At 69.2% G+C, this 12,976-nt stretch carries 12 protein-coding genes and 1 pseudogene; 7 read left to right on the top strand and 6 right to left on the bottom strand.

The window, feature by feature from the left end; translation table 11 throughout:
- The 4 genes and pseudogenes from UWG_RS0126225 to UWG_RS33885 form a co-directional block, all read right to left on the bottom strand.
- On the bottom strand, nt 1-738 hold a 738-nt coding region (locus UWG_RS0126225; protein ID WP_033196389.1), incomplete at its 3' end, for a phosphotriesterase family protein.
- A gap of 48 nt (nt 739-786) precedes the next feature.
- Nucleotides 787-1,761, bottom strand: coding sequence for a phosphotriesterase family protein (locus UWG_RS0126220; protein WP_016910164.1), 975 nt, complete (start codon nt 1,759-1,761; stop codon nt 787-789).
- 459 nt (nt 1,762-2,220) lie between these two features.
- Nucleotides 2,221-2,829 carry a TetR/AcrR family transcriptional regulator gene (locus UWG_RS0126215; RefSeq protein ID WP_016910163.1) on the bottom strand — a complete coding sequence of 203 codons (609 nt, stop codon included), beginning with the start codon at nt 2,827-2,829 and terminating at the stop codon, nt 2,221-2,223.
- Between the two features lie 256 nt (nt 2,830-3,085).
- A pseudogene (locus UWG_RS33885) lies at nt 3,086-3,277 on the bottom strand (ATP-binding cassette domain-containing protein); the annotation flags it as partial.
- A 185-nt stretch (nt 3,278-3,462) separates the two neighbouring features.
- On the opposite strand from UWG_RS33885, the gene UWG_RS0126205 reads away from it, so the two are divergent.
- Nucleotides 3,463-4,338: a GH25 family lysozyme gene (locus tag UWG_RS0126205; protein ID WP_016910161.1), complete on the top strand. Its 876-nt coding sequence runs from the start codon at nt 3,463-3,465 to the stop codon at nt 4,336-4,338.
- Between the two features lie 140 nt (nt 4,339-4,478).
- On the opposite strand, the gene UWG_RS0126200 is transcribed toward UWG_RS0126205, so the two are convergent.
- Entirely contained in the window at nt 4,479-5,156 is a 678-nt protein-coding gene (locus UWG_RS0126200) for a FadR/GntR family transcriptional regulator (protein WP_106430013.1), read from the bottom strand.
- 91 nt (nt 5,157-5,247) lie between these two features.
- Nucleotides 5,248-6,291, bottom strand: a complete 1,044-nt coding sequence (locus UWG_RS0126195; RefSeq protein ID WP_016910159.1) for an enoyl-CoA hydratase/isomerase family protein — start codon at nt 6,289-6,291, stop codon at nt 5,248-5,250.
- Between the two features lie 102 nt (nt 6,292-6,393).
- Here UWG_RS0126195 and UWG_RS0126190 point away from each other — a divergent pair, with 102 nt between their 5' ends.
- The 6 genes from UWG_RS0126190 to UWG_RS31120 all read left to right on the top strand — a co-directional run.
- Nucleotides 6,394-6,831, top strand: coding sequence for a cobalamin B12-binding domain-containing protein (locus tag UWG_RS0126190; RefSeq protein ID WP_016910158.1), 438 nt, complete (start codon nt 6,394-6,396; stop codon nt 6,829-6,831).
- 4 nt (nt 6,832-6,835) lie between these two features.
- On the top strand, nt 6,836-8,287 hold the full coding sequence (locus tag UWG_RS0126185) for a phenylacetate--CoA ligase family protein (RefSeq protein WP_237720301.1): 1,452 nt from the start codon (nt 6,836-6,838) through the stop codon (nt 8,285-8,287).
- On the top strand, nt 8,284-9,222 hold the full coding sequence (meaB, locus tag UWG_RS0126180; RefSeq protein WP_016910156.1) for a methylmalonyl Co-A mutase-associated GTPase MeaB: 939 nt from the start codon (nt 8,284-8,286) through the stop codon (nt 9,220-9,222). The genes UWG_RS0126185 and meaB overlap by 4 nt, the downstream gene beginning before the upstream one ends.
- Before the next feature lie 20 nt (nt 9,223-9,242).
- Nucleotides 9,243-10,964, top strand: coding sequence for a methylmalonyl-CoA mutase family protein (locus UWG_RS0126175; protein ID WP_016910155.1), 1,722 nt, complete (start codon nt 9,243-9,245; stop codon nt 10,962-10,964).
- Nucleotides 10,965-11,023: 59 nt separating this feature from the next.
- Nucleotides 11,024-12,700, top strand: a complete 1,677-nt coding sequence (locus UWG_RS0126170; RefSeq protein WP_016910154.1) for an L-lactate permease — start codon at nt 11,024-11,026, stop codon at nt 12,698-12,700.
- Nucleotide 12,701: 1 nt separating this feature from the next.
- On the top strand, nt 12,702-12,976 hold a 275-nt coding region (locus UWG_RS31120), incomplete at its 3' end, for a hypothetical protein (protein WP_016910153.1).

Here is a 12,976-nt window from a genome sequence, read left to right as displayed (position 1 = left end):
GTGGTCGAGCCGCTCTTGCCGGGGGCGGGCCCAGAACGGCGGGTCCGGCAGCTCGGTCTCGTAACCGAAGGTGTCGAAGCCGATGCGGCCGCCCTGATCGGCGATCCAGACGTCGCGGGTCTTGTCGGCGTTGACGCCGTCGTCGACGTGTCCGAACAGGACGCGGTCGAGAGGCAGTTCCTCCTCCTCGAAGATCGCGATCGCGTTCTCCGCGTCGATCGCGAGGTGCGTCAGGATCGGCACGCCGGTGGCGCGCGCGGCGCGGGCGGCGGCCCGGTAGATGCGCTTGTCCAGGTCCGTCATCCGGCCGCCGCGGCTCACGCCGACCTTGATGACGCCCGCAAGGCTGCCTGTGTCCCCGATGCCGACGGTGATCTCGTGGACGAACTGCCGGGTGAGGTACTCCACGTCGGCCTTCGCGAAGTGCGGCAACGCGGTGTCGCCGCCGACGAAGCCGGTGCAGGCGACGATGTGGACACCGGTCTTCGCGGAGAGCGACTTGTAGTAGTCGACGTCGCGGCCGTTGCAGATCCCGGTCACGTCGACGAAGGTGCCGCCGCCCGACTCGCGGAACCTGCGCAGCTTCGGGACGGTCTCCTCGTACCGCTCCTCCGGGGACTTCCACCATTTCGTGTCCAGTTCGGAGCCGGGCATGCCGTACCCGACGTGCTCGTGGACGGCCACGAACCCCAACTCCTCCGCCGGGACGGGCCCCAGAACCGTGTGCACTCTCGACACAACACTCACCTTCGGAAAAAGACTTGACGGTCGTCGGTGCCGGCGCGCTCAGCGCACCGACAGCAGGGCGCGCGGATTCGCCACGAGAATCCGCCGCGCGTCCTCGTCACTGAGTCCCTGTGCCTTCAACCGCGGGACGAAGGTGGTCAGGACGTGGCTGTACGGCAGGTCGTTGCCGGCATGGCCCTTCGCCACTCCGGTCGCGCCGCTGGAGAGCAGCACCCGGTCTCCGAAGCCGGCGCTCACGAGGTCGCCGACGAGGGCGGCTCGCTCGGCGTCGCCGAGGTGGGCCTCGTCCTCCGTGCCGACGTGATCGAGCGCGACGTAGGCGCCGCGGCGAGCAACTTCCAGCGGCGCACCGGACTCGGCGGCGTCCCTGCGGTCGAGCCCGCCGACCACGACGCGGTCGGCCGGCAGTTTCTCGTCGAGAACCACGCCGAGGTCGTGGACGGCGTCGTCCCCGTGGCGCAGGGAGACGGCGACGCCCGCGCTGAGCGCGGTACGGGCCGCACCGCGGAAGAGGCTCTCGTCGGTCGCCGTCATGCCCTCGCGGGTGGCGGCGACGGCCACGAGGCCGGCGGCGCCGCGTCGTTCCACGCGCGGGACGACCATGCCCTCGGTGATCTCCTTGGTGAAGAGGTCGGCGAACTTCTCCGCCGGCCACGGCGTCGGCGGGTTGGTCTGCGGCGTCAGGAAGTAGCCGCCGACCAGCTCCTCGGGGCCCTGTCCCGTCGAGGCGACGAGGTGCACGCCGGTTGCGCGGGAGAGCGCCTCGTAGAGGCGGACGTCCCGGCCGTGGAACATGCCGGTGCTGTCGACGACGGTGCCGCCGCCGTGGGCGCGGAAGTCACGCAGCTTCGCGGCGAGCGTCTCGAAGATCCCGGCTCGGTCGAGGGTGACGTCGAACGCGTACTCCGCGCCCGGCACCACGGACAGCAGCGCCTCGTGGACCGCTACGACGCCCAGTTCCTCGGCCGGCACCGGTCCCAGAACGGTGTGCACGGTGTTGCTACTGACGCTCATGCCTGCCTCACGTGTCCGGTGTGGGGCGCCCACGGCGCCCTGTGGCTGCGGTCACGCTAGCTACTCGCTTTACACAGCGTCAAGGAAATGAACGCCACGCTAAAACAATGCGCAGAGGGGTTGTGCAGCCGCTTCTCGACTGACCAACATCCGGACGTGCGGTCCCCGGATGCGTCCGGTACGGACCTTCGCGGGCGCGCTTCGCCCGCGGCCGCTCCACGTTGCGGCGGGGTGCGGCGTCGGCTCGCGGCGAGTGCGGCTGCGCGCGGCAGGAGGAGACGCCTGCGGCACGGCAGGCGTCATGGCCCCCGACGGGGTGTCACGGGCGGCGAAGGTGACGGCACGCGGACCGCTGGGCTCGGAGCTTCCGTTCCGGCGAGACGGACCCCGCGTCGAAGTCGCGACCGGCGTACGGCGCCGTGGCGGCTCAACCGCAGGGCACAGCGGGTTCCAAGCAGGTCAGGTGAGGAGCTGCACCCAACTGGAGCCGAGCTCGTCGAGCATCTGCTCACGCGTGAGCTTCCAGTCGGCGCCGTCCCAGTGCTGGGCGACGTAGTCGAGTTGGGCCATCGCGAGGACGCCGCGGAAGTGCCGCTGGTGGGGCTCGAAGCGCCCGGCCATCGTCAGGCCGTCCTCGATGTCGCCGATGGCCTCCTCCAACCACTGCTCGACGAGGTCGGCGAGTTCGGGGTCGACCGCCGCGGCGTGGCGGCCTATCCGGATGATCGGCCGGATCGCCGGCCAGCTGTCGGCGGTCTGCCGCAGCCAGGCCATGATCGCCTCCGGCGTCCCCTCCGCGACGGTGGCGACGAGGTCGCGTGCGGTCGAGCCGTGCTCGGGGGAACGGACGCGCTGCAGCGCCTCGTTGAGCTGCTCGTCCATGAGCGCCTTCATCAGTGCGCTGCGGGAGGGGAAGTACGCGTAGAAGGTCACGCGCGTGGTGCCCGCCGCGGTCGCGATGTCGTCGACCGTGGTGGCGGCGTACCCCTTCGCCTTGAAGAGCTCGAGGCCCGACTCCAGCAGCAGGCGCCGCGTCAGCTGCTTCTGCGCCTCACGAAGGTTGGCCATGCCGGAGATCCTAACGACCGCCCCTGTACGCGAGGACATCGCGCTTCGCGCCCCGCATGGTGCCTTGCCGAGCATGCCTGACCACGCTGGGGTGCTTCTCCGCAGCCGATCGGTCCGCAAGGATCTCGCGCGCCGATCGGCGGACCGCAGTGAGGTACCGGAACGCACGGCTCGGGGTGCGGCCCCCGGCCGTCCGGCGCCGTCACGCCGTGGGGCTTGGGCGTACGTGCCGCTACCGGCTTCTCCCTGCGCACACGCCTACCTCCCGGGCGAAGTTGACCTCGTGCGTGACGACCGACATCGTCAACCCGTCGCGCGCAAGATCGCGCATGGTGGCCGGCACCTCGCCGGCGAGTTCGGGGTCGAGCGCGCTGGTCGGCTCGTCGAAGAGCATCGACTTGGGCCGCATGGCCAACACCCGTGCTATTGCCACCCGTTGCCGCCGGCCGCGCCGAGGCGCCGCCAACGCCGTTGACGTCGATTGAAAGTCTCGGTTTTCGGGCGCGGTTTCCTCAGCTCAAGCGGACGACGAGTGGTCTAGACCCCCGGCAGAGCAGTCGGACTCTTCCCGCGGTCGACACTGTCATGTATGTGTGACGTGTCTACATCAATCCCCCACACCAGGAGACGCACATGCCGAACTCCCCCCGCTTCTACGCGCGTAGGATCGCCACGGCCGTCGGAGTCGTCGGCGCGACGATGACCCTGACGCTGACGAGCGCCGGTATCTCCCACGCCTCCCCGTCGGGCGGCTACGGGCCGGGCGAGGGCCGTATGGGCATCAGCGCCGAGCAGGAGATGGTGGGCAAGCAGCCCCGCCAGATCACCCCGCAGGACACCAGCGGCGTCCAGGGGATCGACGTCTCCCACTACCAGGGCGACATCAACTGGGGCTCGGTGAAGAACGCCGGAATCGAGTTCGCCTGGATCAAGGCCACCGAAGGCACGGACTTCAGGGACGACAAGTTCAACGCCAACTACACGGGCGCGTACGACAACGGCGTCATTCGCGGCGCGTACCACTTCGCCCGCCCCGCTTCGTCGAGCGGTGCGGCCCAGGCCGACTTCTTCGCCAAGAACGGCGGTGCCTGGTCGGCGGACAACCTCACCCTCCCCGGCGTCCTGGACATCGAGAACGGGTCCAGTTCCCAGTGCCACGGACTCAGTCAGTCCGCGATGCGCAACTGGATCAGCGACTTCTACAACACCTACAAGGACCGCACTTCTCGCGACGTGGTCATCTACACCACGGCCAACTGGTGGAACACCTGCACCGGCGGCTGGACGGGCATGAGCGACAAGGCGCCGTTGTGGGTTGCCCACTGGACCACCGGCAGCCCCACCATCCCGACCGGCTTCCCGGCGTGGACCGTCTGGCAGTACACGGACTCGGGCAACATCGGCGGTATCAACCCCGTCGACCGCGACAAGTTCAACGGCTCGCGCGACAGACTGCTGGCCCTCGCGAACAACACCACGGTGGCCAGTCCCCGGGTCGACGTACCGTGACCGAATAGCCCCGCGGCGGGGCACGTTGCTCCCGTCTCCGGGTTCGGCCCCGAGGGTTCACTGAGCCTCAACTCTTCTCACGCTGCTGAGAAGAGTTGAGGTTCGGGAACCGCGACCGCCGGCATCGCGCCGTGCGAGCGTCATTCCGGGGCGTCGCCCACCGCTGCGTAGAAGCCCTTGATGTGCTGTGTGACGAGTTCGGCGGCTTCCTTTCCGTCTCCTGCTTCGACCGCACGGAGAATCGCGAGGTGCTCCTCGGTCAGGGTGGAGACCATGACCTCCCAGTCCCGCACCCGCCGGAAGGCGGCGATCATTTCGCCCTTGACCGCGTCTCGCAGCGCCTGCATGAGGTCGGTGGCGAGCGCGTTGTCCGAAGCGCGCGTGAGGGCGATGTGGAACTCGCTGTCGAGTTCGTGGAAGCGCTCGTAGTCCATGCCGGGTTCCGCCATGGCCCGGGTGAGAGCGCGCAGGCGCTCGAGGTCCCCGACGTCCGCCCCTGCGGCGGCGCGCACAACGGCCAGGCGCTCCAGCTCGATCCGTACGTCGACCAGATCTTCCAGGCTGAACTGCGACAAGGCCATGTGCAGGCGCAGCAGGTTGCTCAGCGCCGCGGTCGAGCGGCCCGCCACCGTGGAGCCCGCGTCTCTGCCGGACCCCACCTGGGCGCTCAGGATGCCCATCGACTCCAGCACGCGCAGCGCCTCGCGGACGCTGTTGCGGCTGACGCCGAGCGCCTCGCCCAACTCGCGCTCGCTCGGCAGTCGATCGCCCACCCGCAGCCGGCCGTCGAGGATCTTCTGCTGAATCTGGGTCAGCACCTGCTCGTGTGTGCGGACGGGCCTGACCGTCCGCCATTCCGGCTCGCTCAACCTGTCCTCACTGGTTCATTCTTCCTCTGGTCCAACCACGCTAGCCCACTGGGGAGTTCGGCGCGTCAAGGAAGTACCGGTCCACCATCTCCGGTGTGACGTCGCCGAGTTCGGACGGGGACCAGTGCGGCCTGTGGTCCTTGTCGAGCACGGTGGCTCTGATGCCTTCCGGAAGGTCCGGCCCTTCGAGGAAGCGGCAGCACAGCCGGTAGTCCTGCGCCAGACATTCCTCGAGTGTCGTCATGGAACGAGCCTCGCGCAGGGCGCGGAGCGTCACCTTGAGGGCGGTCGGCGAGCCCCTTCCCACTGCCTCCGCGGCCGCCGTGGCGGCGGGTGTGCGGCAGGCGCGGAGCCTTTCGAGGATCTCCTCCACGCTGTCGGCCGCGTAGCAGTCGTCGATCCAGGAAGCCTGGTCCACCAGGTCCGCAGCGCCCCGCGGGGCCTTCTCCGCGAAGTCGCCGAGCACTCCGTCGATCGTGTCCCGGCCCGGGCGCAGCGCCTCGACCATCGCCGGTAGCCGGTGCGCAGGAACGAAGTGGTCGGCCAACCCGCAGGCGAGGGCGTCTCCGGCCCCGATGCGGGCGCCCGTGAGCGCGAGATGCGTACCGAGTTCCCCTGGCGCGCGGGAGAGGAGCAGACAGCCTCCCACGTCCGGCGTGAGACCGAGCGCGACCTCCGGCATCGCCAGCACCGAGCGTTCGGTGACCACGCGGATCGCGGCATGGCCGGCGAGACCGATCCCGCCTCCCATCGTGATCCCGTCCATCAGCCCGATCACGGGGAGCGGGTACGAGGCGACGAGGGCATCGAGCGCGTACTCCGTGCGCCACAACTGCCGTGCGATCTCGGGGTCGTTGGACGCGGACGCGTGCACGACGGTGATGTCGCCCCCTGCGCAGAAGGCACGTTCGCCGGCGCCGTCGAGCACGACCAGCTCGACGCCCGGGTCGTCGAGCCATCCGGCGAGAGCGCCGTGGACGGCGCGCATCATCTCCAAGTCCAGGGCGTTGAGGGCGCGTTCCCTGTTCAGCGTGATGCGTCCGAGCCTTCCCTCACGCCGGCACAAGACATGTGTGGTCGCCATCGGACATACTCCCGTTCCGCAAAGTCGGTGCACGCATGTTGTCCGCCAATTCAACCAGTGCTTATGGTCCAACCACAGGCTACCGGACCAACAGGAGTGGTGATGGCGCCAGTTCAGAAGGAGACCGTTGCCGAGCCGATCAGGGTGATGCTGGCCAAGATCGGGCTGGACGGTCACGACCGGGGCGTGAAGGTGGTGGCGCGCACGCTGCGCGACGCCGGCATGGAAGTGATCTACACCGGACTGCACCGCAAGCCGGACCAGGTGATCGAGGCCGCCGTGCAGGAGGACGTCGACGTACTCGGCGTCAGCCTCCTGTCAGGGGCGCATATGCCCATCTTCACGCGGCTCTTCGAGGTCCTTGCGGACCTGCCGGAACCGCACCGCTTCGTCGTCGTCGCCGGCGGTGTCATGCCGGACGAGGACGAGCTGGAACTGAAACGGATGGGCGTGGCCGGAGTGCTCGGTCAGGACACCGCCCCCGAGACGATCGTCGAGGAGATCCGCTCCCTGGTGCACAGCCGGGAACCCCGGAGCTAGGCAGGTGACGACAGTGCGCAACGCCCCCATGGAACAGTGGAGTTGGCCGCCCCGCTACGACGAGGACTACCGACCGCCCGGTCATCAGGAACACTGGTTCCCGCGCCGCGAGACCATGCCGGCCGAACAGCGCGACGAGCTGCTGCTCGCGCGCATCCGCGAAGTGATGGCCTACGCCTGGCAGAACGCGCCCTTCTACCGCAAGAAGTGGGACGAGGCAGGTATCCACCCTTCGTCGATCCGCACGCTCGAGGATTTCGAGAAGGTCCCCGTCGTGCACAAGGACGAACTCCGCGCGGACCAGGCCGTCAACGAGCCCTTCGGCAGCTACCTGTGCGTGCCCGAGGAAGAGGTCAAGCACGTAAACGGCACCTCGGGCACCACGGGGCGCCCCACCGCCTTCGGCATCAGCGAGCGGGACTGGCGCAGCGTGGCCAACGCACACGCCCGCGTGATGTGGGCAATGGGCATCCGCCCCTCCGACACTGTGCTGGTCGCCTCACCGCTCAGCCTGTACTGGGGTTCCTGGGGCGCCTACACCGGCGCGGAGCGGCTGGGCGCCCGCGTCTTCCCCTTCGGCGCCGGCAGCCGCGGGCAGAGCGCCCGCACAGTGCGTTGGATTCGCCAGATGGGGGTCACCGTCTTCTACGGCACTCCCTCCTACGCGCTGCACTTGGCCGAGGTCGCCGCGGAGGAGGGCATCGAGCCCGCCGAACTCGGGCTGCGTGCCATGTTCTTCTCCGGCGAGCCGGGCGCCAGCGTCGCCGCCATCCGCTCCCTCCTCTCCGAGTCCTTCGGAGCCGAGGTGTACGACTCGGGGAGCATGGCCGAGGTCGCCCCCTGGATGCACCTGGGGGCGGGTGGCAACGAGCCCGGGGTGCTGTGCTGGCAGGACCTCGTCTACACGGAGGTCTGCGATCCGGCGGACCACACCAGGCTGCCGTACGGGGCCGAGGGCACCCCCGTCTACACCACGCTGGAGCGCACCAGCCAGCCGATGATCCGCCTGCTGTCGAACGACCTCACCCGCTGGGAAGCCCCTTCGGCGGAGCGCGGACGCACCTATCCGTACCTGCCGCGGGGCATCTACGGACGGCTCGACGACATGTTCACGATCCGCGGCGAGAACGTCCATCCCAGCGCCATCGACGACGTGGTGATGGCCGTGCCCGGGTACGGCGGAGAGCACCGCATCGTCATCAGCCGCGAGACGGCCATGGACCACCTGATGGTTCAGGTCGAGTACGGGCCCGAACTCACCGGGGCGACACTCTCCACCTGGGTGGAGAACCTCTCCGACAGGCTGCGCACCGTGCTGGGCGTGGGCGCGCAGGTCGTGCCCGTGCGGCAACACACCTTCGACCGTACGGAGTTCAAGGCCCGCCGGGTCGTCGACGACCGCCAGTTGCTGCTCCGCCTCCACGACACCGGACCTCTCCCCGGGAACGTCCCGTGACGGCGCCCGCGTCGCTGGCGGAGCGCGTGCTCAGCGGCGAACACGGAATGATCGCACGGGCGCTCACCCGGGTGGAGCGCCGCGCGCCCGGCACCGACGTCATGCTGGCCGAACTGCACCGCCGTGCCGGGCACGCACACGTCATCGGGGTGACCGGGCCGCCAGGCAGCGGCAAGAGCACTCTGGTCACCGCGATGGCACAGGAATACCGGCGGGCAGGCCGGTCGGTCGGGATCATCGCGGTCGACCCGTCGAGCGTCTTCACCGGTGGCGCGATCCTCGGCGACCGCATCCGTATGTCCACTCTTTCCGGCGATCCCGGGGTGTTCATCCGGTCCCTCGCCACTCGTGGCGCGCTCGGCGGGTTGGCGCGCGCCGCCCTGGACGCGGTCACGGTGCTGGACGCGGCCGGGTGGGACGTCGTCGTGCTGGAGACCGTCGGCGTCGGGCAGGCCGAGACCGACGTGATCAGCGGTGCTCAGTCGGTGGCGGTGGTGAGCGTGCCGGGCCTCGGCGACAGCGTCCAGGCGATCAAGGCCGGGCTGTTGGAGATCGCCGACGTACACGTCGTGAACAAGTCCGACCGCGACGGCGCCCACCGGACCGTCTCGGAGCTGCGGGACATGCTCCGCCTGGCCAAGCGGCAGCCGGGCCAGTGGAACGTCCCCGTCGAGCAGACGGTCGCCGACCGGGGCAGCGGCGTGACGGCTCTCATCGAGCGCTTCGACGAGCACCTCCGCTGGATGGAGCGCAACGGGGAGCGCGAGAGGCGGGCTCGCCGCGCCGCAGGCACCCGGATCAGGTGGGCGGCCGAAGAACTCGTGCGCGACTGGCTCCGGCCGGGGACGCCCGCCTTCGACGAGGCCGTGGACCAGGTCGCGGAGAAGCACGACGATCCCGCAACGGCAGCTCGGCGACTGATCGGTTGGACATGAACACGGAGCGAGGAGCACACATGGCTGACGAGGACGAAGTACGACGGAAGCACGCCGCACCGCTGGTCACCGACGAACTGAACACGGCCGTGGCGCAGGAGCTCGCCGACTGGGAGAGCCGCGAACTGGCCGCCTTCATCCGGCGCCGTCCCGAGTCCAGGGAGTCCTACGCCTCGGGAAGCGGCCTGCCGGTGAAGCGCGTCTACACACCCGTCGATCTTCCCGCCGACTGGTCGGAGATCGGGCTGCCCGGCCGTTACCCCTATACCCGCGGCCCCTATCCGACGATGTACCGCGGCCGGACCTGGACGATGCGGCAGATCGCCGGCTTCGGTCAGGCGGAGGAGACCAACAAGCGCTTCCGCTACCTCATCGCGCAGGGGCAGACCGGCCTGTCCGTCGACTTCGACATGCCCACGCTCATGGGCCTCGACAGCGACGACGCCATGAGCCTCGGAGAGGTGGGACGCGAGGGCGTCGCCATCGACACGCTTCCCGACATGGAGGCGCTCTTCGACGGCATCGACCTCGAAGAGATCAGCGTCTCCATGACGATCAATCCGTCGGCCTGGATTCTGTTGGCCATGTACGTGGCAGTCGCCGAGCAGCGCGGATACGACCTGAACAAGCTCAGCGGCACCATCCAGAACGACATCCTCAAGGAGTACGTGGCGCAGAAGGAGTGGATCTTCCCCGTACGTCCGAGCATGCGCATCGTGCGCGACACCATCGTCTACTCCTCGCAGCACATGGCGCGCTACAACCCGGTGAACATCAGCGGCTACCACATCAGCGAGGCCGGGGCCAACGCCCAGCAGGAGATCGCTTTCACCATGGCGATCACCCAGGCGTACGTCCAGGACGTGGTGGCCGCGGGGGTGAACGTCGACACCTTCGCGCGCAGGCTGTCGTTCTTCTTCGTCAGCCAGGCCGATCTCTTCGAGGAAGCGGCCAAGTTCCGTGCCGTGCGCCGCTATTACGCCCGCATGATGCGTGAGCGGTTCGGCGCGCGGGACCCCCAGTCGATGCGGCTGCGGTTCCACGCACAGACCGCGGCGGCAACCCTCACCAAGCCCCAGCCGATGAACAACATCATCAGGACCGCGCTCCAGGCACTCTCCGCAGTGCTCGGCGGAGCGCAGTCCCTGCACACCAACGGGCTCGACGAGGCGTACACCATCCCCAGCGAACAAGCGATGAAGATCGCGCTGCGCACGCAGCAGGTCCTCGCCGACGAGACAGGGGTGGCCAACGTCATCGATCCCCTGGGCGGTTCCTACTACGTCGAGAACCTCACCTCGGAGCTCGAACGCGGCATCGACGCCTGTCTGGAACGGATAGAGGAGATCGGCGGCGTGGAGGCGGCCATCGAACAGGGCTTCTTCCAACGGGAGATCTCCGACACCGCCTACGACTTCGCCCGCCGCAAGGCCACCGGGGACCGCCCGGTGATCGGCGTGAACACGTACGTCGACGAGGAGGAGGGAGAGAAGATCGAGACGCACCAGCTCGACCCCGCCTCCGAGACCCGGCAGATCAGCCGCCTGCGGCAGGTCCAGGAGAACCGCGACCCGGACCGCGCCGCCGCCGCGATGGAGGCGCTGCTCGCCGTCGCGAAGGACGACACCGCCAACCTCATGCCCGCCACCATCGAGGCGGTGAAGGCGCACGTGTCCATGGGGGAGATCACCGGCGCGCTGCGCGAGGTCTTCGGCTCCTACACCGAGACCCCCGTCTTCTGATCCGGGATCGGTGAGACCGAACAACTTCCCGTATCACGCAGGGGAACAAGGAGGTTCCCGTGTACCAGCAGATAATCGACCCCGTGGGCAGCAGCCTGGGGTGGTCCGCACTGGTGGCGGCATTGCCGTTGCTCGTCCTCTTCGTTCTGCTCGGGGTGGCTCGCGTGCGCGCCTGGCTGGCCGCGCTGATCGGCCTCGCGCTCAGCCTGGTCGTAGCTGTCGGCGTGTACGGCATGCCGACGGGACAAGCGTTCAACTCCGCGGCGGAAGGAGCCGCGTTCGGACTCTTCCCCGCCATGTGGATCGTGGTCAACGCGCTCTGGATCTACCGGATGACGGTGGCCTCCGGGCACTTCGACGTGCTCCGGCGCAGCTTCGCGAGACTCAGTGACGACCGGCGCGTGCAGGGCGTCCTCATCGCCTTCTGCTTCGGCGCGCTGCTGGAGGCGCTGGCCGGGTTCGGTGCCCCCGTCGCCATCTGCGCGGTGATGCTCGTCGCGATCGGCCTCAAGCCCGTCAAGGCCGCGACGGTCGCGCTGGTGGCCAACACCGCACCTGTGGCCTACGGAGCCGTCGGACTCCCGGTGATCACACTGGCCAGGGTGACGGGGCTGCCGCTGGGCGACCTGAGCGCCATGACGGGCCGCCAGGTTCCCGTACTCGCCCTGTTCGTACCGATGGTGCTGCTCGTCCTTCTCGACGGACGGCGCGGACTACGGGAAGCGTGGCCGGCGGCGCTGGTGTGCGGCTCGTCGTTCGCCGTCACGCAGTTCCTGATGGCCAATTACGGGCCCGTGGAACTGACCGACATCGTCGCCGCGTTGGTCTCGGCGGCTGCGGTGCTGCTGCTTCTGCGAGTGTGGCGACCTGCGCCCCGCGACGAGCAGGACACGGTGCCGCACGGGGAGACCGCGCCGGCGACCGGCTCCGTTGACCCGGTGGGCGGCGGAGTCGCGGTACGTACGCGGACACCGGCACAGCACCGGCCGCCGGACACCCGCGTCGAAGTAGTCCGCGCCTTCGCCCCGTACGCGGTGATCGTCCTCCTCTTCTCCGTCGTCTCGATCCCCGCGGTAGCGCGGGCACTTGCGGGTACGACGACGTTCTTCTCCTGGCCGGGTCTGCACGTCGTCGACGCGGACGGAGAACCGCTCGGGCTGCTCCGGTTCACCTTCGACTGGCTCGCGAGCGGGGGCACCGTGCTCCTCGTCGCAGGCATCGTGACGGCCGCCGTACTGAGGATTCCGGTGCGGGGCGCGGCCGTGGCGTACGGACGGACGCTGCACCAACTGCGCACCGCCGCCGTCACGGTCACCGGCGTGCTGGCCCTCGCCTACGTCATGAACATGTCGGGCCAAACCAGCACCATGGGCGCCTTCCTGGCAGGGGCGGGAGGTCTCTTTCCCCTCTTGTCCGGACTGCTGGGCTGGTTCGGCACCGCCGTGACAGGTTCGGACACCTCCTCCAACTCGCTCTTCGGCGCGTTGCAGGCGAGCGCTGCCGAGGGCTCCGGGCACCCACCGGTGCTGACCGCCGCAGCGAACACCGCGGGCGGTGCCCTGGGCAAGATGATCAGCCCGCAGAACCTCGCGATCGGTGCGAGCGCGGTCGGCCTCGCCGGCCAGGAGGGCGCGCTCTTCCGCAAGGTCCTCGCCGCGACGGCGATATTCGTCCCCTTCCTCTGCCTGCTCGTCTACCTCCAATCGACCCCGGTACTCGCCTGGATGGTGCCTTGAAATGACGGCCCCCGCTAACCTGCGTCTGACCGCCAGCGGCGACGTCGAGGAGGCGAACGCCGCGATCGGAGCGGCGATCTCCACCGACTCCATGGAGAGCGAGTTCGACGTCCTCCTCGACGGTGTGCAGCGCGATCTCCTCGATCTCGCCGCCGAGTTGCTGGAACCGAACGCCGCCCGGGTCGATCGGACGTGCCTGGACCGGTTGGACTCCGCGCACCGGCGCTACGCCTACCCGGATCCCCTTCCACCGGGAAACCACGTCCTCGCCGGCCG

Source organism: Streptomyces xiaopingdaonensis (genome assembly GCF_000262345.1).
GTDB classification, from domain to species: domain Bacteria; phylum Actinomycetota; class Actinomycetes; order Streptomycetales; family Streptomycetaceae; genus Streptomyces; species Streptomyces xiaopingdaonensis.
This window is presented reverse-complemented; position numbering and strand designations above follow the sequence as displayed.

Coding starts and splice junctions, on each gene's coding strand:
- UWG_RS0126220 (WP_016910164.1), bottom strand. CDS start 1,761: ATGAGCGTCAGTAGCAACACCGTGCACACCGTTCTGGGACCGGTGCCG.
- UWG_RS0126215 (WP_016910163.1), bottom strand. CDS start 2,829: ATGGCCAACCTTCGTGAGGCGCAGAAGCAGCTGACGCGGCGCCTGCTG.
- UWG_RS0126205 (WP_016910161.1), top strand. CDS start 3,463: ATGCCGAACTCCCCCCGCTTCTACGCGCGTAGGATCGCCACGGCCGTC.
- UWG_RS0126195 (WP_016910159.1), bottom strand. CDS start 6,291: ATGGCGACCACACATGTCTTGTGCCGGCGTGAGGGAAGGCTCGGACGC.
- UWG_RS0126190 (WP_016910158.1), top strand. CDS start 6,394: ATGGCGCCAGTTCAGAAGGAGACCGTTGCCGAGCCGATCAGGGTGATG.
- UWG_RS0126175 (WP_016910155.1), top strand. CDS start 9,243: ATGGCTGACGAGGACGAAGTACGACGGAAGCACGCCGCACCGCTGGTC.